This is a genomic window from Candidatus Schekmanbacteria bacterium RIFCSPLOWO2_02_FULL_38_14 (assembly GCA_001790855.1).
Taxonomy (GTDB): Bacteria; Schekmanbacteria; GWA2-38-11; order GWA2-38-11; family GWA2-38-11; genus 2-02-FULL-38-14-A.
On record MGDH01000024.1, the window covers coordinates 42,165 to 66,110 of the forward strand.

Annotated in this window: 25 protein-coding genes and 1 pseudogene (1 of these 26 cut by a window edge); 17 read left to right on the forward strand and 9 right to left on the reverse strand. The window is 38.1% G+C overall.

What is annotated here, in order from left to right; translation table 11 throughout:
- Both A3H37_10190 and A3H37_10195 read right to left on the reverse strand, forming a co-directional pair.
- Nucleotides 1-196: pseudogene (locus A3H37_10190) on the reverse strand (hypothetical protein); it reaches 998 nt to the left of the window's first position.
- 2 nt (nucleotides 197-198) lie between these two features.
- On the reverse strand, nucleotides 199-804 hold the full coding sequence (locus tag A3H37_10195; GenBank protein OGL49467.1) for a hypothetical protein: 606 nt from the start codon (nucleotides 802-804) through the stop codon (nucleotides 199-201).
- Nucleotides 805-1,024: 220 nt separating this feature from the next.
- Between A3H37_10195 and A3H37_10200 the strand changes: the two genes are divergently transcribed.
- The 5 genes from A3H37_10200 (at nucleotide 1,025) to A3H37_10220 (ending at nucleotide 5,540) form a co-directional block, all read left to right on the forward strand.
- Nucleotides 1,025-1,681: a riboflavin synthase subunit alpha gene (locus tag A3H37_10200; protein OGL49468.1), complete on the forward strand. Its 657-nt coding sequence runs from the start codon at nucleotides 1,025-1,027 to the stop codon at nucleotides 1,679-1,681.
- A gap of 114 nt (nucleotides 1,682-1,795) precedes the next feature.
- Nucleotides 1,796-3,025, forward strand: coding sequence for a bifunctional 3,4-dihydroxy-2-butanone 4-phosphate synthase/GTP cyclohydrolase II (locus A3H37_10205; GenBank protein OGL49469.1), 1,230 nt, complete (start codon nucleotides 1,796-1,798; stop codon nucleotides 3,023-3,025).
- Between the two features lie 309 nt (nucleotides 3,026-3,334).
- Nucleotides 3,335-3,799, forward strand: a complete 465-nt coding sequence (locus A3H37_10210) for a 6,7-dimethyl-8-ribityllumazine synthase (GenBank protein OGL49470.1) — start codon at nucleotides 3,335-3,337, stop codon at nucleotides 3,797-3,799.
- Between the two features lie 90 nt (nucleotides 3,800-3,889).
- Nucleotides 3,890-4,324 carry a transcription antitermination factor NusB gene (locus A3H37_10215; GenBank protein ID OGL49471.1) on the forward strand — a complete coding sequence of 145 codons (435 nt, stop codon included), beginning with the start codon at nucleotides 3,890-3,892 and terminating at the stop codon, nucleotides 4,322-4,324.
- 238 nt (nucleotides 4,325-4,562) lie between these two features.
- Nucleotides 4,563-5,540: a thioredoxin-disulfide reductase gene (locus A3H37_10220; GenBank protein ID OGL49507.1), complete on the forward strand. Its 978-nt coding sequence runs from the start codon at nucleotides 4,563-4,565 to the stop codon at nucleotides 5,538-5,540.
- On the opposite strand, the gene A3H37_10225 is transcribed toward A3H37_10220, so the two are convergent.
- Nucleotides 5,519-5,950, reverse strand: coding sequence for a hypothetical protein (locus A3H37_10225; GenBank protein OGL49472.1), 432 nt, complete (start codon nucleotides 5,948-5,950; stop codon nucleotides 5,519-5,521). The genes A3H37_10220 and A3H37_10225 overlap by 22 nt on opposite strands.
- A 97-nt stretch (nucleotides 5,951-6,047) precedes the next feature.
- A complete protein-coding gene (locus A3H37_10230) occupies nucleotides 6,048-6,764 on the reverse strand; it encodes a hypothetical protein (protein OGL49473.1) in 717 nt (238 codons plus the stop codon).
- Between the two features lie 203 nt (nucleotides 6,765-6,967).
- Between A3H37_10230 and A3H37_10235 the strand changes: the two genes are divergently transcribed.
- The 9 genes from A3H37_10235 to A3H37_10275 all read left to right on the forward strand — a co-directional run bounded on the left by A3H37_10235 (nucleotide 6,968) and on the right by A3H37_10275 (nucleotide 14,030).
- Entirely contained in the window at nucleotides 6,968-7,522 is a 555-nt protein-coding gene (locus A3H37_10235) for a hypothetical protein (protein OGL49508.1), read from the forward strand.
- A 48-nt stretch (nucleotides 7,523-7,570) separates the two neighbouring features.
- On the forward strand, nucleotides 7,571-8,071 hold the full coding sequence (locus A3H37_10240) for a hypothetical protein (GenBank protein OGL49474.1): 501 nt from the start codon (nucleotides 7,571-7,573) through the stop codon (nucleotides 8,069-8,071).
- Nucleotides 8,068-9,138 (forward strand): hypothetical protein, encoded by a 1,071-nt coding sequence (locus tag A3H37_10245; protein ID OGL49475.1) that lies wholly within the window; start codon nucleotides 8,068-8,070, stop codon nucleotides 9,136-9,138. The genes A3H37_10240 and A3H37_10245 overlap by 4 nt, the downstream gene beginning before the upstream one ends.
- Nucleotides 9,139-9,150: 12 nt before the next feature.
- Nucleotides 9,151-10,095: an aldo/keto reductase gene (locus A3H37_10250; GenBank protein ID OGL49476.1), complete on the forward strand. Its 945-nt coding sequence runs from the start codon at nucleotides 9,151-9,153 to the stop codon at nucleotides 10,093-10,095.
- A 122-nt stretch (nucleotides 10,096-10,217) separates the two neighbouring features.
- Entirely contained in the window at nucleotides 10,218-10,529 is a 312-nt protein-coding gene (locus tag A3H37_10255; GenBank protein OGL49477.1) for a hypothetical protein, read from the forward strand.
- Nucleotides 10,530-10,720: 191 nt separating this feature from the next.
- Nucleotides 10,721-11,197: a hypothetical protein gene (locus tag A3H37_10260; protein ID OGL49478.1), complete on the forward strand. Its 477-nt coding sequence runs from the start codon at nucleotides 10,721-10,723 to the stop codon at nucleotides 11,195-11,197.
- Between the two features lie 18 nt (nucleotides 11,198-11,215).
- A complete protein-coding gene (locus A3H37_10265) occupies nucleotides 11,216-11,692 on the forward strand; it encodes a 3'-phosphoesterase (protein ID OGL49479.1) in 477 nt (158 codons plus the stop codon).
- Between the two features lie 159 nt (nucleotides 11,693-11,851).
- Nucleotides 11,852-13,306, forward strand: a complete 1,455-nt coding sequence (locus tag A3H37_10270; GenBank protein OGL49480.1) for a hypothetical protein — start codon at nucleotides 11,852-11,854, stop codon at nucleotides 13,304-13,306.
- A gap of 4 nt (nucleotides 13,307-13,310) precedes the next feature.
- Nucleotides 13,311-14,030, forward strand: a complete 720-nt coding sequence (locus A3H37_10275) for a hypothetical protein (GenBank protein OGL49481.1) — start codon at nucleotides 13,311-13,313, stop codon at nucleotides 14,028-14,030.
- Here A3H37_10275 and A3H37_10280 read toward each other — a convergent pair.
- From A3H37_10280 to A3H37_10300, 5 genes are all read right to left on the reverse strand, one after another.
- Nucleotides 14,025-16,328, reverse strand: coding sequence for a hypothetical protein (locus A3H37_10280; GenBank protein OGL49482.1), 2,304 nt, complete (start codon nucleotides 16,326-16,328; stop codon nucleotides 14,025-14,027). The genes A3H37_10275 and A3H37_10280 overlap by 6 nt on opposite strands.
- Nucleotides 16,329-16,468: 140 nt before the next feature.
- Nucleotides 16,469-18,259, reverse strand: a complete 1,791-nt coding sequence (locus tag A3H37_10285) for an aldehyde ferredoxin oxidoreductase (protein ID OGL49483.1) — start codon at nucleotides 18,257-18,259, stop codon at nucleotides 16,469-16,471.
- Nucleotides 18,256-18,741 carry a hypothetical protein gene (locus tag A3H37_10290; protein OGL49484.1) on the reverse strand — a complete coding sequence of 162 codons (486 nt, stop codon included), beginning with the start codon at nucleotides 18,739-18,741 and terminating at the stop codon, nucleotides 18,256-18,258. Before A3H37_10290 ends, A3H37_10285 begins: the two co-directional genes overlap by 4 nt.
- 100 nt (nucleotides 18,742-18,841) lie before the next feature.
- Entirely contained in the window at nucleotides 18,842-19,969 is a 1,128-nt protein-coding gene (locus tag A3H37_10295; protein OGL49485.1) for a hypothetical protein, read from the reverse strand.
- Between the two features lie 265 nt (nucleotides 19,970-20,234).
- Entirely contained in the window at nucleotides 20,235-20,978 is a 744-nt protein-coding gene (locus A3H37_10300) for a hypothetical protein (GenBank protein ID OGL49486.1), read from the reverse strand.
- A gap of 143 nt (nucleotides 20,979-21,121) precedes the next feature.
- Between A3H37_10300 and A3H37_10305 the strand changes: the two genes are divergently transcribed.
- From A3H37_10305 to A3H37_10315, 3 genes are all read left to right on the forward strand, one after another.
- Nucleotides 21,122-22,282 (forward strand): hypothetical protein, encoded by a 1,161-nt coding sequence (locus tag A3H37_10305; GenBank protein ID OGL49487.1) that lies wholly within the window; start codon nucleotides 21,122-21,124, stop codon nucleotides 22,280-22,282.
- A gap of 211 nt (nucleotides 22,283-22,493) precedes the next feature.
- A complete protein-coding gene (locus A3H37_10310) occupies nucleotides 22,494-22,832 on the forward strand; it encodes a hypothetical protein (protein ID OGL49488.1) in 339 nt (112 codons plus the stop codon).
- Between the two features lie 223 nt (nucleotides 22,833-23,055).
- Nucleotides 23,056-23,931: a hypothetical protein gene (locus tag A3H37_10315; protein ID OGL49489.1), complete on the forward strand. Its 876-nt coding sequence runs from the start codon at nucleotides 23,056-23,058 to the stop codon at nucleotides 23,929-23,931.
- Nucleotides 23,932-23,946: the final 15 nt, after the last annotated feature.

The window sequence follows — 23,946 nt, forward strand, 5'->3', positions numbered from 1 at the left end:
TCCTGTTCAGGGTCATGAAATACCCGCTTTCTCCCTTGCAAAATGGCGGTCCCAGAGACCTTGAGGGGTCGCCTCCGCCCGGAGTCTCTATCTTAATGACCTCAGCCCCTAAATCTCCGAGCATCATTGAGCAGAAAGGTCCTGCTATTACCCTTGTCAGGTCAAGAACCCTTATTCCCTTAAGTATTGAACTCATTTTTACCTCTTGCAAATTCCATTAAGCGCAAATTCAGAAAAGACCTCTGCTATCTGGTCTGTTGTCATTCTTCCGTCCTTCTTGTACCACTTGTAGATCCAGTGACACATGCCAATGATTGCCTGCGCCGTTATTTTTAAATCCATATCTTTTCTGAAAACATCCCTCTCTCTTCCCTCAGACAATATCTTCCGCCAGAGTTCTTCGTCTTCCTTTTGTCCCTTTTTTAAAAACGAACGTTCCTTTTCTGAAAGCTCATCAAATTTCTCATGGAGAAAAACAAGGATTTCCGGATAGAATTTATCAAAAGCCCGAAGCCTTGTCTTTATGGCAACCTTTAGTTTCTCCTCAGGAGGAATATCGCGGCTGACTATCTCTTTCAGCTCGTCAGTTGTGGCTTTGAGAGGGGCAATGCCAATTTTGTAGAGAAGCTCCTGCTTGCTCTTTATATAGTAATAGATGCTTCCTTTCAGAAGTCCGACTTCATCAGCAACATCCTGAATTGTTGCCCTCTGATACCCCTTTTTTCTGAAAATTTTTGCTGCTGCAGATAGAATTTCCTGTTCTCTGTGATTCATAGCGCCTGTTTTTATATGCCATTCTCTCAACTTGTCAAGACAATTAATAAGCTCAATTTTTTCCTGACAATTTACGCATTTTTAGATTTATTTTTTCAGGTCTAAATCATCTTTGGTATTTTGGCTCATCGTGGAAGTGAGTGGGTAAAAGTTACCGAATTATTGAGCTAGTACAACCGTCCCCTTTTCCTAATAATCAGTTGACAAACTAATTTATCTCTATTAATCATAAAGCGTTACGGAGAAACAAATGTTTACAGGAATTGTTGAAGAAACCGGAATAATTGCCTCTATTAAACCCGGCAACAACGGAAAAGAAATTACATTGCAGGGAAATAAAATAATAGAAGGAACAGGCATAGGTGACAGCATTGCAGTTGACGGAGTATGCCTTACTGTAAAAAACATATCAGGAAAGGAATTTTCTGCTGATTTGTCAGAAGAAACCCTGAAACTGACAACTCTTTCAGAGTTAAACCCGGGGTCAAAAGTAAACCTTGAAAGAGCACTGAAAATGAACAACCGTCTTGGAGGACATTTTGTAACAGGGCATATTGACGGAAAGGGAAGTATAGCAGAAAAAACAGTTTCAAACCAATCAGCAGAAATAACAATATCTGTTCCAGAGGAAATAATGCAGTATGTTGTAAAAAAAGGGTCAATAGCTGTTAACGGTATAAGCCTTACTGTTGCAAGATGTGATTCCAACAGCTTTACTGTAGCCATTATTCCCCTGACACTTCAGATTACAAATTTAGGAATGAAGAAGATAGGTGATGAGGTTAATATTGAAACAGATGTCATTGGGAAATATATAGAAAAGTTTTTAGGAAGGCTTGATGGCAATTATGAACTCAAAAACAGGAAATTAAACCTCAACTATCTGAAAGAGCACGGGTTTGCTTAAGAAAATCAGCAGGACAAGAATGTCCTGCCTACCTGCCTGTCGGCAGACAGGTCAATAGGCGGGGTTTTCTAACCCCGCATTTCAGAAAATTTGAGTTTACTGTGGAGAAAAATAATGAGCAATAAAACAGATAAAAATGAATATAAGTTTAATTCCATCGGAGAAGCTATTGAAGATATAAGACAGGGGAAAATGGTGATTCTCTGCGATGATGAGGACAGGGAAAATGAGGGAGACCTCACAATGGCTGCAGAAAAAGTAACACCTGAAGCCATCAATTTCATGGCAAAATTAGGAAGAGGGCTTATATGCCTTCCCTTAACCTCTGAAAGATGTGAGGAGCTTCAGCTTCACCCAATGGTATCAGAAAACACCTCTGCTTTTAATACCGCCTTTACTGTTTCCATTGAATCAAAGAAAAATGTAACAACCGGCATATCTGCCTCTGACAGGGCTATAACAATTCTGACCGCCATAGACCCGAATACAAAACCTGCTGACCTTGCAAAACCGGGACATATTTTCCCTCTGAAATCAGCAAAAGGCGGAGTGCTTGTCCGTTCCGGGCAAACAGAAGGAGCAGTTGACCTTGCAAGACTTGCAGGACTTTATTCTGCAGGTGTTATTTGCGAGATAATGAACGATGACGGGACAATGTCAAGGGTTCCTGAGCTTATGGAATTTGCAAAAAAACATAACCTCAAGATAATCACTATAAAAGACCTGATTCAGTACAGGTTAAGAAATGAATCTTTTATAAAAAAAGAAGCCCAGACAATACTCCCCACAGATTTTGGAAATTTTACAGCAATAGCTTACAGGAGCATAATCGACAACCATACCCATATTGCTCTTGTTAAGGGAAAGATTGATGAAGAGAGTGAAATACTTGTAAGGGTTCATTCTATGTGCCTCACAGGGGATGTTTTCGGTTCAAGAAGATGCGACTGCGGAGAACAGCTTCGTCATGCAATGGCTATGATAGAAAAGGAAGGAAAAGGGGTAATCCTCTATTTGTACCAGGAGGGAAGAGGGATAGGATTGCTTAATAAAATAAAAGCCTATGAGCTTCAGGACCAGGGAATGGATACTGTGGAAGCAAATGAGCACCTTGGTTTCAAACCTGATTTGAGGGAATATGGAATTGGGGCTCAGATACTGGTTGATTTAGGGCTTAAAAAAATCAGAATCATTACAAACAACCCAAGGAAAATAATAGGCATCCACGGCTATGGTCTTGAAGTAGTAGAAAGGGTCCCCACTGAGGTAGCTCCAAGAGAAAGCAATCTGAAATACCTTAAGACAAAGCAGAAAAAACTGGGTCACGTTTTTGATAAAATTTAAATTGTAGATTACGCAGAATGAATAACCCTGCGGCAAGACCGCAGGGTATCAAAAATTAGAAAACAGAACGAGTCTGTCATTCCTGCCTGCCTGCGGTAGGCAGGCGTAAGCAGGAATCCAGAGCCTTTATTCTTTTTCTGGATTCCCACTTTAGTGGGAATGACGGCACAAAAGAAACCCAGTGGCAAGACCACGGGAAATTAACAAATTAAAAACAGATTACACAGATTATAAAAATGGAAATTTAAACAATTTAAAATCTCTATAATCTTATTAAAAATCTGTGTAATCATTACAAGAGGAGATATTATGCCAAAAGTTATCGAAGGAAAAATTGATGCATCAGGTTTGAAATTTGCAATAGTCACAAGCAGGTTCAATGAATTCATTACAGCAAAACTCCTTGAGGGATGCCTTGACTGTCTCTTGAGGCACGGGGCAAGCGACCAGCATATTTCTATTATAAAAGTCCCCGGATCTTTTGAAATTCCGCTAATAGCTCAGAAAGCAGCCCAGACAAAGCAGTATGATGCCGTTATATGTCTTGGAGCAGTAATCAGGGGTCAAACCCCCCATTTTGAGTATGTTGCTTCTGAAGTTACTAAAGGAATTGCATCTATCCAGCTTGAGCTTGGTGTCCCTATTGCCTACGGAATAATAACTTCTGATAATATTGAACAGGCAATTGAAAGGGCTGGCACAAAACTTGGAAACAAGGGATGGGATGCAGCCATATCAGCAATTGAAATGGCAAATGTCTTAAAAGCCATATAAAAGGGTTCTAGGATTCTAGGGTTCGAGGGTTCAAGTGTAAATTTTAACCCCTCGACCCCTTTTTTTATTTTTTCAGCAAGAGGTATTTTTATGGGTCTTCGCCGTACAGGAAGAGAATATGCGTTGCAATTTCTCTTCGCAATCGATTTTAACAAAGATAAGCTGACAAAGAATGTTGTTGATGAAAAGCTGTCTTCTTTCTGGAAAAACCTAAATCCTTATTTCAATTCTCAGAGCAGGGAGTTTGCTGAAAAATTAATCAGAAACACCCTTGAAAATAAAAACAAAATTGATTCCCATCTTAAAAAAGTTTCTGAGAACTGGAAACTTGACAGAATGTCTGCAGTAGATAGAAATATTTTAAGAATTGGTATAAGCGAATTTCTTTTTTTTGATGACATAGACTATGATGTAACAATAAATGAATCCATAGAAATTGCAAAAAAATTTGGAACAGAAAAATCCCCTTCATTCATAAACGGAGTTTTGGATAAAGTTAAAAAAGAGTTATCAAAGAAGGAATAGAGCAAATATGCCGGAGATAATTATATATACGAGAATCAACTGTCCTTATTGCAATATGGCAAAAGACCTTTTTAAAAATAAAGGTCTCTCCTTTAAGGAAATTGATATAACTGACAACGAGGCTCTGGAAAAAGATATAGAAGGAAGAACAGGAAGGGAAACTGTTCCTCAGATTTTTATAGGAAACCTCCATGTTGGCGGTTATGATGGTTTAAAAGAATTTGACAGGGCTGGAAAGATTGATGAAATCTTTGGATTGAAACAAGCAGAAAAAAAAGAAAAAACTTATCAAGTAATTATCATAGGGTCAGGTCCTGCCGGTTTAACAGCAGCACTTTATTCTTCAAGGGCAAATCTTTCACCCCTTGTAATTTCAGGAAGAGAACCCGGAGGACAGCTGACAATAACAAGCGATGTTGAGAACTATCCGGGCTTTCCTGACGGAATTTTAGGTCCAGACCTTGTTGGTGCAATGAGAAAGCAAGCAGAAAGGTTTGGCACTGAATTCATTGAAAAGGAAGTAACAAAGGTAGATTTGAGCAGACGTCCATTTAAAATTTTTGCAGATGACTCTCTCTTCCTCGCAGAAGCACTCATAATTGCATCAGGCGCCACTGCAAAACTCATTGGGATTGAAGCAGAAAAAAGACTGATGGGAAGAGGTGTTTCAGCGTGTGCAACCTGTGATGGCTTTTTTTTCCGCGGAAAAGAGGTGGTTGTTGTCGGAGGAGGGGATACTGCCATAGAAGAAGCCGTTTTTTTAACAAAATTTGCAAGCAAAATTTCAATCATCCACAGAAGAGACAAACTCAGGGCAAGCAAGATTATGCAGGATAAGGCGGTAAGGAATGAAAAGATAGGTTTTATATGGGACACTGTTGTTGAGGATATTGTTGGAGATAAAGAAACCGGCGTATCAGGTGTTAAGCTCAAGAATGTTAAGACAAATGAAGTTTCAGTAAAAAACTGCCAGGGAATTTTTGTTGCCATAGGCCATAAGCCGAACACAGAGCTGTTTCAGGGAATTTTGGAGCTTGATAAGGGCGGATATATCGTAACCCATGACGGGACAAAAACAAGTATTCCCGGAGTTTTTGCCGCAGGTGATGTACAGGACCATGTTTACCGTCAGGCAGTAACTGCCGCCGGCTCAGGCTGTATGGCTGCTATTGATGCAGAGAGGTTTCTGGATAATCACGAAAACCTCTTGCGGTAATTATAGAGAGCCACACATATTGCTCCGGCAAGAAATATTCCTATAATTTCATACATGAGCTTTGTTTTAGTTGAGGTGCTTGTTGCCATCAAAGCCCATGAGTGGGTGCTGACAACAGCATAAATCATATAAGCAAAAGTCAGGAAATATCCTACCTTTTTCATTGCAAAAAGTCCGTATATCATAGTGATTATCAAGATTAACTGAATAACATCTGTAATCTTTGCATGGATTCCAAAGATTCTGAACCCGAGTATTACATTTACTGATTTCCCGTTCATCTTTGGGCTCATCTGGGGAATAATCTCTGAAAAATCCAGAAAAACCATCAACGCCCAGAGTATAAAAGCAACTGCTATTATAGTAATCGCTACAGGTCTTTTGTTGTTTTGAGAAAGTCTATTTTCCATTCCAGTCCCTCCTTTAAAAAGGATTACACAGATTAATACATTTAAACTAATGTATATATCTAAGCTCCAAATCACAAGCACCAAATTTCAAACAAATTTATTCTTCTGGCTCCCTATCATCCATCATCATCGTAAAAAAAGCACGCTGGGCAGAAAGAGGCACATCAAAGCCTTCATCCTTAAAAAGATGAAATTCAACTATCGCCTGTTTTCCTATTATCCTTTCTCTCCACAGATGTACCGGGCACTTTGCCGGCTCTGACTCAAGAACCCTGCTGTATGCTTTTAGGACCATTGGCAGAAATTTATCTGATATTTTATTATTAATCTCTCCGGGTTTTTGATAAATAAATCCTGTTATTCCAACTTCCTTTGCCACTGGTCTTTCTTTAAGGCTTTTTGATAGCTGGTTATAATCCAGCCCTATTTTCCTTAGCTCATTTCTCAGAACATCATCAAAAATTTTAATATGCTCTTTGCTCTGGACTGTAGGGAGCCCTGCAAAAAAAAGCGAAAGCTTTTTTCCATGTGCTACTTTTGCAGCCCCATCTGTTGACAGGGGCGGGTAACCGTCCTTTGTAATCCAGATACTCTTGGGAAGCCTCACAAAATTTTTGCCTTTCTTTGTTTCCTTCTTTAATTCCACATACCTTATTTTATTTTCTGCATTATAATATTCTTTAATCTTATGTGTGACTTTTGTATCCTTGTAACTATAAGTATAATTATAATTTCCAATCAGTTTCCCTTTGAGTCTAATCATACTGGTTTCCTCCCTGGCAGTGGTTAAAATATAAAAACTTATTATATTCATGTTTGAAAGAATATACCTCTTTTGTTTTTTTTAATCAAAAGAATTTCTCGCTTTTCTGTTTACTGCAGGAGGGTTAAAGATTCTGGTTGTAGAAAGGTTAAAATATAAGATAAAATAATGGAACTGTTTCAAAAAAACAATCGTCTTATCTTAATAAAAAAACTCTGCCAGAGGGTTTGGTTTTGATAGATTTTGATGATTCTCTGCTTGTCCAAAGGTCAAAGGATGGAGATATAAAAGCCTTTGAAAAGCTTTTTTTAAAATATCAGTCAAAGGTCTATAACTTTACCCTGCGTATGGTACAAAACAGGGAAGATGCTGAAGAGTTAACGCAGGAATCCTTTGCAAAGGCATATGTATCCATCAGGAGGCTAAGGGAAAATGATGCATTCAAGGGATGGCTAATGAGAATTGCAATAAACACAATCAGAGACAAACTAAAATCAGGAAGAGAGGATAAATGGTCTTATAGTGGAATAAAAACTGATTCTGATGAAGATACAAGACAAAATCAGATACCTGATTCATCGTGGAATGGAGAAAAAGAGGTTTTGGATAAAGAGCTGAAGAAAATAACCATTGATGCTTTATCATCCCTTACAAGCATCCACAGAGAAGTAATCCTGCTTCACCATTTTGAATCTCTGAGGGTTGAGGAAATTGCAAAAATCTTACAATTGTCAGAGGGAACAGTAAAATCAAGACTTGCAAGGGGAAGAGAAGCGCTTGTTAAAAAACTAAAACCTTATCTTAAATGATGATTATGGCAATTTAAGTAAGATTACGCAGATTAGGGAAATAAAAGAATGAATTGCAAACTGGTAAAGACAAAACTCTATTATTATTCTGCAGACGCTTTGAGCAGGAAATTACAGACCAAGATTGAAAGGCATCTTTCAGAATGCCCTGTATGCAGGAGTGAATTTGAAGCAATAGAGAAGGCATTGGAAATTGCTAAAAAACTGCCTCGCGAATCCCCGCCTGCAGGTATGTGGAATGGAGTTCTTTCAAAAATAAATATAGGCAGGAAAATGTTAAGGAGAGCTAAGGGATGGACCGGGTTTTCAGGAATATGGGAAATAATCAGATTAAAACCTCTCCCTGCAGTTTCAGTATTTGCAATTATAGTACTGTTTGTTAGCGGGATTTATTTCTTTACAGAATACAGATACCAGACTCCGGAGAAAGAAAACCAAAGTTATTTCAATGAATATATTTCGTTCTCTGCGCAGGACCCCCTTGCTGATAAAATAGCCATTAACAGAATAATGGCAATCAAATATGCAAACGAGAGAATAGAAAAATGAAATTTATATTGAAGAAAATAACAGTTTTTTTAATTGCCCTCTCAATTACCTTTTACACACACATACCGGCAAGGTGTGAGGATGGAAATGAGATTTTAAAAAAAGCCCTTGAAACAGAAGGAATGGTTGATTTATCCGGCTTTTGCTATACAGCATCACTTATGAAACCTTATGAGTTTTCAAACAATGTAAAAGTCTTCTGGAAAAGACCGGGCAAGACCCGTATGGAATATTTTTCAGGAAATATTCTGCAGATGATAGTTATAACAACAAAAGATAAATCCATAGAATTCTCACCCGCAGAAAACATAGTCTATATTAAAGAAATATCTCCTCAGAAAAAAGAACTGGAAAAAACAAAGCAGAGCCTTCTCTTCTCAAATTATGAAGCTAAGATTGCGGGAAAAGAGACTGTTTCAGGAAGAGATGCAACTCTGGTAAAAGTCGACTCCAGATACCCTGACAGACCCTCCAAGAAACTCTGGATAGATGATAAAACCGGTACAATACTGAAGTCAGAACAGTACAGTAGCAGCGGAAACTTAATATTCCTCACATATTTTAAAAAGATAAACTTCAATTCGGTTATAAATGACAGCTTTTTCATGCCTCCTCAGGGAATGTCTGTAAGAACTGTTTCTGAACCAAAAAAGAAAAACTTTACTCCAGAAGACCTTTCAAAGCTTGTTGGATTTAAAGTAGTTATTCCTTACTCTATACCCGAAGGATATGTGCTTGAAGGCTGTTACGTATATCAGTGCGGTTGCGGAGTTGATATGGCACATATGAGGTTCTTTGATGGACTAAACAGTATTTCAATCTTCGAAGGAAAAAAAGACTGCCCTGTATGCAGTAAAGATAAAGGAATGGGATTTTTCCGGGGAAGGAGGGGAAGAATGGGTATGGGAAGAGGGCGCGGGATGGGATGTTCCCCCCGTGAGTGTGAACTTCTGGACAGAAGGCAGGAAAGGGTGATGGCTTTTACAGACAAGGAGATACGTTTTGTCATAATAGGGGACATACCTGAATCTGATGCAAACAGAATTGCAGATGGACTGAAAAAATAGTAAGATAAAAAGATGCGTTACAAAACACTTAGTAAAAGCGACCTCAAAGTCTCAGTCATTGGCTTGGGAACATGGGTAATGGGTGGAGAAAACTGGGGCAAGGCTGATGATGCAAAATCCATTGCCACTATCCACAAAGCCATTGACTCAGGAATTAATCTCATTGACACAGCCCCTGCTTATGGGAACGGCCATGCAGAAGAGATTGTTGGAAAAGCTATCAGGGGAAAACGCTCACAGCTAATCATTGCCACAAAATGCGGGATAGACAGGAGAAGCGGTTTTGCCTTCAATTTAAAACCTGAGTTTATCAGAATGGAAATTGAAAATTCCCTGAAACGCCTGAACATAGATGCGATTGACCTCTACCAGTGCCACTGGCCTGACCCGTCAACCCCTGTTGAAGATTCAATGAATGAGCTTCTGAAAATGCAGTCTCAGGGAAAAATCCGCTACATAGGAGTTTCTAACTTTGATGTTCCGCTCCTTGAAAAAGCCATGGAAACAACCCCTCTTGTAAGCGTGCAGCCCCATTATTCCCTGCTTGAAAGAGACATCGAAAAGAACCTTTTACCATTTTGCAGAGAAAAAAATATTGGAGTTCTAACCTATGGCTCAATAGGAGGAGGAATACTTACAGGCAAATATAAAAAACCTCAGAGCTTTGGCGGGATGGACGCACGAAACTTTTTCTATGCCTTCTTTAAAGAACCTTACTGGAGTAAAACCCAGAATCTGATTTCAGAGATGAAAGAAATTGCTGAAAAACACAGGAAACCTCTTGCTCACATAGCAATAAACTGGGTAACACAGCAATCTGGAATTACAAGTGCCCTTGTTGGTGCCCGCACACCTGAACAGATTGAAATCAATGCAGGTGCAGGAGAGTGGGAACTGTCTCAAGAAGAACTCCAGCAGATTCAGGATTCTCATAACCGTATCTTTGGCATTCAATAATAATCCTAAATGGTAATAGCCATTTTGAACTTTGTTCCTTTGTTATTTGAACTTTTTTGGAACCTTCTTTCACCTGCCTCGTCTTAAATAATTGTTAGCTTTTTTTTAAGGAGGTGAATGGTATGAAAAAGTCTGTAATAGTTTTACTGCTGATAATGGGGCTGATTGCATGGGGTGTGATAGATTATGCAATTGCGAAAGATGAAAAAGAAACTGCTCAGCCATCACAGGAACAGGCTCAACCCTATCCAGAAACTCCTCAGGGATATTTTGTTCCGGGTGGATGCTGTGGCGGATACTCTGGCGGCAGAGGTATGATGGGTTATGGCAGGGGCAGTGGCAGATATGCCCAGCCACAGGGAGGTACCGGATGGTTTTGCCCGGGTCCTTACTGGTTTAACCCCCAACCCCAGCAGGCTCCACAGTCAAAATAAGCCTTTTAAAAAGTAACCGGAAACAAGTAGAGAGTAGCGGGCAAAAAAGTTTTTAATATCTCGCTACTCTTTACTTTAAAACCCTTTTTTCCCTCCATTACCTCCTATCCGCCATTTCTTTATCAAGAAAAGCTTTATTATAAATTTCAAAAATGGTATAATGTTTACAAATTTAGATTAGGAGAAAGAAAATGGGTATAAAAAACAAAATAAGCATGTTAGCAATTCTATTTCTTTTTTCTGCAATGGGGCTTTCATCATGCCTGAATGGAGATATGTATGACAGAACTGAGCCCTCTTTTCCAATAGCCCTTGAATCTGGAAGCGTCGGACAATCAGGCGTTATGAAAACATTAAACATTCCTGACCTCAGAAAACCTGTTCCCGTTAAAGAGGAAACAAAAAGGCTTACCCTTGAAGGCGAAATAATATGCCTGCCTTGTGAACTTAAAAAAGAACTTCGGGCTAATTCACAGTGTGAAAAGTACGGCCATCAGAATGTGCTTAGAACCTATGAAGGAAATGTCTACAGCTTCATAGAAAACGACAAAACCTCTGATTTAATCAAAAATGAAAAATATCAGAACAAAATTGTCAGGGTCATTGGAACGCTTTTTAAAGAGGCAAATATTATAGATGTTATCAGCTTTGATGTAATTGAAAAATAGGGTTTGAGTTAAAAACTTATGTCTCTTGAGGAATACAAAAAAAAACGGCGGTTCAGCAAAACCCCGGAACCGGAGGGAGAAGCAAAGAGAAATCCTTCTCAGAAATTGATTTATGCAATTCAAAAACATGATGCATTGCACCTTCATTATGACTTAAGACTTGAAATCGATGGAGTGCTCAGAAGCTGGGCTGTTCCAAAGGAACCACCCAAGGAAGAAGGAACAAAAAGGCTTGCAGTGGAGACAGAAGAGCACCCGGTCGGATATGAGCAGTTTGAAGGCACAATCCCTGAAGGAGAATATGGCGCCGGAACTGTTCAGATATGGGATAAGGGAAGTTATGAGTTAGAAGAGATTAAAGATGATAGAATCATCTTTAATATTAATGGAAAGAAACTCTACGGGGTTTATTGTCTCATAAAGCTCAAGCCAAAGGAAAGGGGTGATAAAAACTGGCTGTTTTTTAAAAAGAAAAATCATACAAAAATAAATTAAAGACTTTCTCCGAAAGAAAGCTTAAAATGATAGTCTTGTTAACTTTTCCTTGAAATTCTACAAAAAATATTGTTTGAAATAAAAAAATAGATAAAAAAGATTTTATATATTTTTTGCCATTCTAATTTTTTATAACTTATCTATTTCTGGAGATTAAGAATGCCTGATGTAATATTGGTTAATCCACTCGGTCTCAAGGTTGTAGGAGATAAGACCATGCCAATGGGGTTACTCTGTGTCTCATCTTATGCATCTAAAGATTTCAATATTAAGATAATAGACCAAAGGTTTGAAAAAAAATGGAAACAACTTCTTCTTGAGGGAATTAAGAGCAATCCTCTTTGTGTTGGAGTAACCTCTCTTACTGGAAAGCAGATTCTTTCAGCTCTTGAAATAGCAAGCACTGTAAAAAAACATTCATCAATTCCTGTTGTCTTGGGTGGAGTTCATCCAACCTTTTTGCCTGAGGAGACAATTAAAGATCCATTGGTAGATATACTAATAGAGGGTGAAGGAGATATTTCATTCCATGAACTTCTCAAAAAGCTTTCATCAAATGCCTCTATAGAAAATATTCCTGGGATATGGTACAAAGATTATGGAAAAATAAAGAAAGGACCTCCACCAGTACCTGTTGACATAACAAGATTGCCCCCCATTCCATATGAGCTTATAGATATCAATAAATATATAGAAAATGGGAATTATGGTAGGACACTCAGTGTTTTTACTTCAAGAGGATGTCCAAATCGGTGTACTTTCTGCTATAATGTAAAGTTCTTTGACTGTAAATGGAAGGGTTTCTCTGTAAAGAGATGTTTAGATGAAATAACAAATTTTATAAAGAGTTATAGAATAGAGCATATCCAATTTATGGATGATAATTTCTTTGCTGACATAGAGAGGGGCAAAGAGATAATCACAAAGATGTATGAAAAAAACCCAGGTATTACTTGGTCTGTGTTTGGTATTCATGTCAAAACCGTGCTTCAAATGGACCTAAACTTTTTAAAACTTTTGGAAGAGTATGGATGCAAGATTTTTAATATTGGTTCTGAATCCGGATCAGAGAAAATATTAAAATTATTGAATAAAGGATTTACCAAGGAGGACCTATTGGAATGTAATCGTCATATGTATAAAACTAATATAAAACCCTCTTATAGTTTTATAGTTGGATTCCCTGATGAAACAGATGCTGACATTAAAGATACCATAGATATTGTATTCCGTTTAAAAGAAGAAAATCCAAATGTGATATATGGTTCAATAAAACCTTTTGTCTCTTTTCCAGGAACCGCTTTATATTCTTTATGTCTGAAAAAAGGCTTTACTCCACCTGATACCTTAAAAAAATGGGGAAATTATAGTTGGCATAACTATTTAAAAATTGATATCCCTTGGGCAGATAGAAAAAAGAGACAATGGCTGTCTGATTTATATTTTACCTCGATAGTAATGAATCCTGACCATCTTTTTGTCAGATCTAAGGTTTTTAAATTTATAGTTAAGTTTATGAAACCGTCAATGGAAAAAAGAGTAAAGACATTAAAAGTTGGCACCTTTCCTCTGATTGCAAGAACACTATCCTTTATTCAAAACCACATTCTCTAAGCTTATGGCAAAACCTCTTATAATAGTACCGACATTTAACGAACGAAAGAATATTAGACAGCTTGTGGATGAAATAATGAGGTTATATAATGATTTTCATATCGTTATTGTGGATGATGACTCTAAGGATGGGACTGCTGAAGTAATTGATGAGCTTTCTTCAAGATACAAAGGGAAGGTATATCTAATCCATAGAAAAGGGAAAAGAGGGTTTGGAAGCGCTTCTATTGCTGGAATGAAGTTTGGTTTAAAGAATGGCTATGATCTAATTCTCACTATGGACGCTGACTTATCACATCAACCAATCTATCTTAAAGACTTCCTATCAGCAATTTCTGAAAATGATTTGGTTATTGGTTCAAGATATACAAGAGGAATAAGCATAGTAAACTGGTCTTTGAAAAGATTGATGTTAAGTCTTTGGGCAAATATGTATATCAAAGCTATCATACGGATAAAGATATCTGATTTTACATCTGGCTATAGATGCTGGAAAAGGGAGATATTAGAAAAAATAAATCTTGATAATATAATGTCAGAGGGTTATGCTTTTCTTGTTGAAATGGTATATAGAGCGTATAAGCTTGACGCTAGGATTAAGGAAATACCCATAATTTTTGTCGAAAGAGAAATAGGAAAATCTAAGATAAACAAAAAAGTCCTCCTTGAATCCGTCCTCATGCCATGGAAGCTGGTAATCAAAAATATATTAAAAAAATTATAGTGCCTCCCCTGATATGGAGCTCAGTTCCTCTTTAAACCCTTTTTCTACTAATGGTTTATATAAAGGGTCTAATTCCTTTAATATTGAATTTGCGTCACTTTCATTATCACCAAATCTAAAAGCTATCCGGGCGCCAACCCCTTCATAAAAATATTGAAGATACTTTTTATTTAATGAATTGGAAAATTTAAATATTTCAGAGAAATGGAAGCCATATCTTTCAGCCATATACCTTCCAAGACCTCTGTAAGCTGAGATTCTCTCTTTGCTCTCAAGTTTATCAATCTCATCCCTTATTGAATTTGCTCTGTTGCGGTAGTAAAACCCGATTGCTGAGCCAGCGCCCTCATAAAAAGCGTCTCTGAAATTTGCCGGAACAAAAAACCATTTCATTGTTTTTTCAAAATCGTCGGTTTTATAATGTGAATAATATTTAAAAAGAAAAGCTCCGGCTTCATAGTATAGATAAAACTGGTTTTTTTTATCTGTTTTTTCAATTGCAAGTTCAAATGAATCAAGGCTCATTTTTTTCAGATAATATTCTCCAAGGGAAATATAGAAAAATCTTCTGTATTTTTCATCAACTGCTGAAACAATTCTTGGAATATCAGTATCTTCACGGCAGTTTTCATTTATTACAATTGACATTCCAAGATAGGCATATGGTTTGTACTTTTCATCTATCTTCTCTATCCCTTTAATACATTTCTCATACTGGTTATACACAGAGTTAAATCCAACATTATATCCAATGCCCTGGTAATAGTAGCTTCTGTGTTTTGGGTTGACATCTTCTGCTAATTTATAGATATTTTTAAATTCTTTAAATTTTTTTACCCACACTAGTCCCCTTCCTCCTACGCTCCATCCTATCCCGTGATAATATAGATGTCTGAAAACAGGGTTAATCTTATCTCCAAGCTCAAAGTATTTCTTATAGTCAAGATCAAACTTTGTAACTGTTGTCCAACCGAGCCTTTCATAAGAATATCCATCGAGGTTGCGATAGGTCGGTATCCTGTCATAAGAAGGAATTTTTGCGCTGCCAAAAAGACCTAAGAAAAGAAGTATTATAAGAAGAAGTATTAATGGAATATTTTTTGATTCTTTGATGTCAAACTTAGAAAAAAACAAGGAAAAAATGATGAAGATGAACGGATAAAGAGGAATAAAGTACCTGTATGTGAGATATCTGTCTTCCAGAGTAGAAAAGATTGATACATTGCTTAAGAAAAACATAACTGAGAAAATAACAGGAACAGCAAGAAAAAAAAGTTCTTTTGAAAAACTCTCTGGAATAAGACGGTATTTTCTTGAAGGTGGTAATGCCTTTATCAATTGTATGAACGAATGTCTCTCAATGTAGAGAATAAAAAAAAATGCTGTCAGAAAAATAAAGTAATAAAAATAAGGAAGCACGGCAATTCCAAAAATTTTTGCCTGGTGAAAATCAAAAAGCGCCGGAAGGTCATAGGTAAAATATTTTACTGCTTTTTCAAAAACCTGATTTTTAGCTTCAGGATATCCCCAGTATTTCTTGACTATGTTCATCCCTTTAAATGAATTGATCCAGTTATAATATAACCATGGAGAAAATCCTGCAAGGAACGAGACTGAGAAGATTAAAAAATATTTTTTCAAAAAGAACATTTTGTCAAAAAGATACCAGAAAAAAAGGCATGAAATAAGGCAGTATAAAGTAATGTATGCAAAATACAGGGAGAAGCCGCAGGATAATCCAAAGGCAATAAACAAAAGATAAGATTTTTTCTGGTTGCCAAGATAGTAGCTTTTTCCTGAAAAGAAAATTTCATAAAAAATCAAGATAGTGAACATTGAAAGAGAGATTGACTCAGCATGCGCTCCCCAAGCAATAAGGGTTGATTCTGTGTATGTGGAGGGCGAGAAGAGGAAAAATAAACCTGCAATAATGGCAGTTCTCCTGCTGAAGTAGAGGTTAAGGAGTATGAGGCAAAAAATGAGGCTCAGGGTGGAGAATAACAGAGCCACAAGTTTAAGAGAAAAGTAGGAATTGCCAAAAAGCTTGAAAAAAACTGCTGCTAAAACTCCGACAACTATTGTTCCTCCATTATGAGGAGTATACTGGTAGTCAAGGAGGGGCAGGTTTAAGCCTTGAAGAATTTCCATGGCAATAGTGCCATTGTAGAGTTCTTCATCATTCCACATGAAGATTCCCCTGTCCAGCACCCATAGTCTTGAAATGATAAAAAAAAGGACAATAAGAAGAAAGATACCTTTATCTTTAAAAAAAGATACTCTGGTATTGGTTTGAGGCATATTTTCTTAAAAAATAAAGAGGTTGGTTTAGTTTCAGGTTTCAAGTTTAAAGTTTTGGAACTAAAACTAATGAATATAGAAACATTTCAATTTTTAACATTAAACCTTAAACTAGAAACCTGAAACTTTTTTTGCACCCTTTATATTATCCCCAGTTCTTTAAGCTTTTCCTGAGTTGGCACACCATCTTTGTCCCATCCCCTGATTTTGTAGTAATCATCAAGCATTGGCTCAAGAATTGCAACTTCTCCCTTTGTCGGACCATCAGGAACAGGTTCTTCAAGAAGTCTCTTGGGAATGGAATCAGCCTCTCTTTTAAGCCCAGCCCTGACATTAAACAGTCTTTCAATATTCCATGTTCTTTCACCTGAAAGCTGGTAATCTCTGAGAGTAAAGTTTTCTCCTGTTGCGGCATTCAAGAGATTGACAAATGGTTCATGGCTGACAACAACAGTTGCAAACATACAGACACCGTTGCTGTCGTTTGCTGCCCCTAAATCCTGCAGCTCTCTTGCAATTTCCGCCTTGCCTTCAATTATTTTGGATTTTACTTTTTTGGGAATTCCGAAAACCTCTGCAAATACTGTTGCACCCCTTGTATGGTCTCCGCCTCTGGGGTTTGTTGCATAGGTAAGCGCCATCCCTTTTGAACCCCTCGGGTCATAGGCTGATATCTCCTGTTTTTTTGATGTCATCGAAAACTCAGGATGCCCGTATCTTGAAGCAAGCCTGAAGCTTCCTTCAGCAAGTTTGTCCCCAAAGCCTTCCCTCATTCCTGTTTTCCTTACCATCTCAACCATTGCCTTGGCATTGCCAAAACTCAGGTTCATGCCAACTTCTTTTTCTGTTATATAACCCTTTTCAAAAAGCTCCATTGCGCAGGCGATTGTCACACCCATTGAAATGCTGTCCATCCCAAGTTCATTGCAGATGTAATTTGCCTTTGCCACTGCGCTCAGGTTATCAATCATGCAGGTTGAACCAAAGGCATAAACAGTTTCATATTCAGGTCCCTCGCCCATTCCTGCAAAATCAGGGTCAGTTACCTTTGTAACCCTTCCGCAGCCAAGAACACAACCGTGGCAGCTTCTTTTTCGCACCAGTATATTTTTTCTTATTGCCTGACCGCTTATATTTGGCGCGCCTGCAAAAATAGATTCTCTGAAATTGTTCGCAGGCAGAATTCCGACCTGATTGCATATATCAACAGCCATTGTCGTGCCAAGGATTCCGTAACCTTTTGCAAGGTCTCCTGCAAAGAGGTTTGAGATTTCAAGATTTTTGTCCCTGAAGCCATCTGCAACTCCAAATCCCTTTGTTCCCCTTACAACAATGGCTTTAAGGTTTTTTGAACCCATAACTGCGCCGACCCCGGACCTTGCCGCAGACCTGTTCCTGTCATTCATAATAGCGGCAATCAGAACAAGTTTTTCTCCTGCAGGACCTATGCAGGCGACCCTTGCCTTGCAATCCGTTTCTTTTCTTAAAATGTCGTCTGTCCTGTGAACATCCTTTCCCCAGACGCCTGAAGCCTCTTTTATTTCAACCCTGTCATTCTTAATCCAGAGATAGACAGGCTTCTCGCTTTTACCCTCAATGATTATTCCGTCATATCCTGCAGCCTTGAGTTCAGGTCCCCAGTACCCTCCTGAATTTGAGCAGGCAATCGATTCAGTCAGGGGAGATTTTGTTACAACCATGAACCTTGCCCCGCAGGGAGCGCCTGTTCCTGTCAGCGGACCGGTTATGAATATCAGTTTATTTTCAGGACTCAAACCATCAACTTTCGGGTCAACCTCATCAAGCAGAATTTTTGACGCAACCCCTCTTCCCCCAATATAATCTTTGGCAAGAGACTGATTTAAATCTTCTATTTTTATTTCTTTGTTAGTTAAGTTTATTCTTAATATTTTTCCAACCCATCCCTTCATAGTTCTTTCACCCCCTCAAGCTTTAAGCTTAGATCAGAAAAAAGTTTATCCCTTCCAGCCTTCTCTTCATCTGATATCTCTCTCCACTCCAAAGCCTTGTCCCTGCAGAAAAGCACACACTCAGGATTTCCCTGGCAAAAATCACACTTAATCACATGCCCAGAATCATCATAGTGGAATATATGTTTTACAGGACATGCCTCAACACAGGCCCCGCAGCAGGTGCATGTATCCTGATCAATTGTTACAATCCCTGTCTCTTTGTCCTTTGAAATTGCATCAACCGGACAGGCAGAAAGACATGGCGGATTATTACATTGAAAACAGGTGACAGGAAAATACAGATTTTCCTCATCAAATGTTACGCACTTGATTTTTGAAAGCTGATTGGTGAACACATTAAAATACTTGTGAGAACAAGCTGTCTCACACCTCTTGCAGCTTGTGCATTTATCAGGCTTGAAATGAATTACATTAGCCATAACCCCTCCTCTGACAGATAATTAACTTATAACTTACAACCTATGACTTATAACTAACAGCTTACGACTTCTAACAGTTTAAAATTTGTGCAATATTATATCAACTCATAGACTCCAGAGAGTCTTTGATTTCTTTTTTAACACCCGCATCCTGCTCTTTTTTCAGAGCCTTTTCAAGCCCTGTTTTTGAGCCTGCACCCTTGATTTTACCAAGTGCCCAAGAAGAATATTCTCTTACAACATCCTCGCCATTTTCAAGAGCGTCAAGAAGCGAAGCAGTCGCCCTTTCATCAGAAAAATTTCCAAGTGCTATTGCAGCGTTCCTCTGGAGATATTTTTTCTCAACAAGGAAAAATCCGAACAGTGTCGGGGCATATTTGTTTTCCCATTGCTCATCTGAAATAGAAAGTATTGATGTCAGTTCAGGCGAAATAATATCATCCGGAATATTTCCGTGCTCAACAGGTTTCAGGTTCCTGTTATAGGGGCAGACGTCTCTGCATATCCTGCACCCTTCGCCAAGGAGGTTGCCTCCTGCATCGCGGATTTCCTTCGGGAGATATCCTTTGTTATGTCCAAAATTAAAGTCAATACATTTTCTCACATCACAAAAATATGGTTTTTCAAGCGCTCCTGTCGGGCAGGCTTCAATGCAGAGAGTACATTCTCCGCAGCCATCCTTTAATGGCTCATCAGGCTCCATTTCCGCATCAGTTATAAAAGCAGAAAGGGAAATCCATGCACCGAGCTTATTGTTCTGGATAACTGCATTTTTTCCGTATCTTCCAACACCACATTCTGATGCCTTTAACTTTATCGGGAAACCTCCTGCTGCAAGAGAAGAGCACTGGTAGCCCCTTTTTTTTAAAAAATCTTCTATTTCAGAAGACCTCTTTGCGCTTTTACCTAAAAAATCCGAATCAACATGGCTTTCTTCCACATAACCAAGGAGCCTCCTTTTTGCCTTTTCCATATCAGAACCTTTGCCAAAGTATGAATTAGTTCCTGTAACAATAACTGATTTTGCACCAGAAAGAAAATCCTCAGGTTGGTAGATGTTTGCATCTCCCCCTGCAATTGGTGTTGACTTGGCAAAAACCTCTCTCATAATCCTGATTCTTTCGCAATCCTCATTGCTGTAATTATCAGCAGAGGCTATCCCGACTTCATCAACACCGAGTTTCTCCAGTGCAAATTCTTTTAGTTCTTTTTTTAGAGAATTATTCATCAATAAATTTAATCAATACAGACTGCTTTCAGCCCGCATTAGATAACATTTTGATATCTTTTATTAAAGAAAACGAATTTAGTCAAACAATAATTAAGAGAGATGTTAACGGTTTGTTTTTTTCCATTCTTCAAGGAGTTCATCCCTGAATTTTTGGTGGGCAATGTTGATTAGTGCCTCTGCGCGCTGGCTCAAGGTCTTACCTTTTAGTTCAGCGATTCCTGAGCATTAGAAATCAGTTTACTATGTTATGAGTGCAACCAACCTACTTCTTAAAATTAGGATTCTCCCAGAGCTGATAAGGGGAATATCCTTCTTTCATTAAAGATGAATCAAAGTAAATAACTCTTTCAATATCTATCTTTGTCATCACCATTCTTTTTTTTGCCCTGTCGCTTTGCACTCTGTAAAAAACATATTTCTTGCTAAGTTCCTCAAATTCCTTTGCATCAGAATCGAACATTGTTGCCTTGCCGAATATCTGCACACTTTTCCACCAGCGTTTCTCAGGCGGATTTGGGCCTTCAATTGAGCCCTCAAAATGAACCAAGCTCACATAGGGATTCTTTTTAAGCTGGGCAAGTTTCTCTGTTCCCTTTTCGTTTGAGCAGATGATTATATGCTCATCCGGCACAAGGGTGAAATCCGCTGTTGTTGCAGTTGGATAAGGGTTCCACCATGAACCTCCAACTGTTGCCATGACAAAACGCTGTCTGTAGGGAAGGAAATCAGCAATTTTTTTCCATATTTCATCCCTTGTCATCTGCTTGTAGTTGTTTATCCACATGCGGGTTGCAGTGGATTTTGCATCGTAATCAACTTCGTGGCATTCAGAACATGTCATGGAAATTTCTGTAGTAGGATGAGAGGAGCTTTTTTTGTCTGATGCAGTTATTTTCCCTCCTTTTTCTTTTGCAACTGTGCTATCTGCTGCAAAAGAGTTGTGGAAGAAATATATTCCAAAAATGCAAATAAATATTAATATCAGAGCTAATCTTAATTTTTTCATTCCTATCCCTTCATCTTTATAATTTATTGAAATACTAAATATTGCATACCAACTTTAAAGTCAAGAATTTTTCTTTAGCCACTTTAATCTTTGACTTTTAGCATCTCTGCATACTATATTTTAAAGAATCAGATACTGGGCATATGATTATGAAATGGGAAAAATTCAGAAATCAATTTCCTGTCACAAAAAACTACATCTATATGAATACCGGCTGGTGTGGGCCAAGGTCTCTGCGCGTACAAAAAAAGATTGATGAAATATTTAAGATTGAGTGCGAGCAGGGCGTTGCAAATCCTGAGCTTTTAAAGATACGTGAGGATATCAGAAACAACACAAGAAAAAAAATTGCACAGCTTCTTAATGCCTGCGAAGAAGAAATAGCATTAACAGACAATACTTCAAACGGCATAAACATAATCGCTGCAAGCATTGATTGGAAAAAAGGAGATGAAGTAATAATCTCTGATGAAGAACATCCTGCAGGGGTTGTCCCATGGTTTCACCTGAGAAATCTATATGGTATAAAGGTAAAAGTTGCAAAGATAGGAAACAACGAGAATGATTTTTTAACAAGGCTTGAAGAATCCATTACTGAGAAAACAAGGCTTATCTGTCTAAGCCATGTATCATGCATGACAGGCTTCAGGCTTCCTGTTGATAAAATAAGCAGGGCAATGAAAGGAACAAAAGCGCTTTTCCTTGTCGATGGAGCGCAGTCTGCTGGGCAGATTGAAATAGATGTGAAAAAGCTTGAATGTGATATATATTCAGTGCCGGGGCAGAAATGGCTGATGGGACCTGAAGGAACAGGCGCTCTTTATGTAAGGAAAAATTTGATAGATAAACTGAGCTGTATAAATGCAGGCTACAGATCAGTAAAGACTTTCAATTTTGAAAAAGAAGAAATGGCTCTCCACGACTCAGCAAAGCGCTTTGAAATGGCGGATAAGAACACTGCGCTCCTTGCAGGGTTTGGCGAGGCAATGGATTCTTTGTCAGAAATAGGAATAGAAAAGATTGAAGAAAGGATAAAAAAGCTTTCTTTTAAATTAATTTCTTCCCTGAAACGAATTCCGGGCGCAGTGATACTGTCTCCCTTTGATGGAGGAATCTGTCACTCAGGATTGGTTTCAATAACTGTCAGCGACAAACTATCTTCTGAGATAGTAAACCGTTTATGCAGCGAAAAAAAAATAATATGCCGCTCTTTCCCGAGCAAAAACATAATGCGCTTCTCCGTGAATTTTTTCAATACAGAGGAAGAGATAGAAACTGTATCAATGGCAGTAAAAGAAATATGAAGAAAGATTAAAGAGATTTCTCTGCGAATTGTTAAGATAGACTTAACTCAGACCAATTCTCCTGCAGCGAAAATGCATAGCGGGAGCATTCCCCAAAGCTTGCTTCAGGAAACTTTGATAAATCTTATTGAAAAACTTCTGACAATTATGAAACAATTTCATTCCAATTTATTTCAAGGAGTTAATTTTTAATTGAGTAAACATACAAAAATTGCACCTTTTGAACAGCGTAAAGAAGACAGACGCCAGAGACCAACACTGCCTTGCAGCAGTAAGAGCTTCTCAGGAAAGATATCATACCAGACAAGGCACATACGCTGATGAAATAACCTCACTGGATATAAAGATGAGTCCTGCAAAATATTTCGCAGTAGGGTCAATTCAGGGTGGTTCTACAGGAAGCCTTAAAGACTCGTGGACTCTTACGCTCACCCGTACAGGCACACCAGCAGGTTACGGCGCATACACAATCACCTTTACAGAAGAAGGTTTTGATGCAACAAACAGCACCATAGCCGGTTTGCCCGATATTAATCCAATGGGTACCTAATACCGGTAACTTTATCTCCCCATTCGGCTTGCAAAATACAGGCTGAACAGGGAATTTTTTCCTCCAGATTCCACTGCCATGAAGAAAAAAATATCAATAAAGGATTACAGGAGAACTCTTGAGCAGTCAAGGGGTGGATATAGTATAAAACTTCTTTCCGGTTGATTTTTTCCATACATAGTGTTAATTAAAATTCAGGTTTGATTTAAATAAGTTTTATTTTATGAAAAAAATAACGCTATTTCTGCTAATATCTTTTGCTGCTGTTGCTATATTTCTTTCATTCCAAAAACCCTGCCATTCAAAGGACCTTGTGCAGAATTTCAAGACAGGCAAAATAAACTGGACAAAAGGGGTTATTGTTGCATGGGGAGATGGATATGCTCCTAATGATGTAGCAGACAAAAATCTTGCAAGGGAACTTGCAAAAAGAGTGGCAATTCTTGATGCAAGGAAAAACCTTATTGAAATAGTAAAATCTGTCCGGCTTGATTCAAAGTTATCAATAGAGGATATTGCAAAAAGCTGGGACATGGCAGAAGAAAACCTGAAGAGAGCATCATTTGTCTCAAAAGCAAGGACAGACTTTATTGCTGACAACAGGGCAAGGGCAACCCTTGAGCTTAAAATTTACGGGATGCTTGCAGACACAGTTTACCCATTTGCTTCTGAGCCAGAAATTAAAGAATCAGAAAAAGAGAGATTTCCCCCTTTTGAGGGAAAAGAACTCTCTGCTGAAAAGGCAAAAACAGACAGCTTGTATTCAGGCATCATCATTGATGCAAGAAACCTTGAAGCAAAGCCTGCTCTTTTCCCAAAGATATTTAATGAAAAAGATGAGTTAATATATAATTACTCAAAAGTAGATTATCCCTATGCGGTTGAGCAAGGAATGGTAAGATACACAAAGGATTTAAAAAGCGCAAGAAAGGATGAAAGAGTAAGCCCGAAACCACTTGTTTTAAGAGCTGTTGCAGTAAAAGGAGAAGAAAAAACAAATATTGTTATAAATACTGATGATTCAAAAAAACTGATGAAAGAAGAAAAAAATAGCGGGTTTTTGAAGCAAGGGAAAGTGGTTATTGTTGTTGATAAATGAAAAACAGGGTTTAGG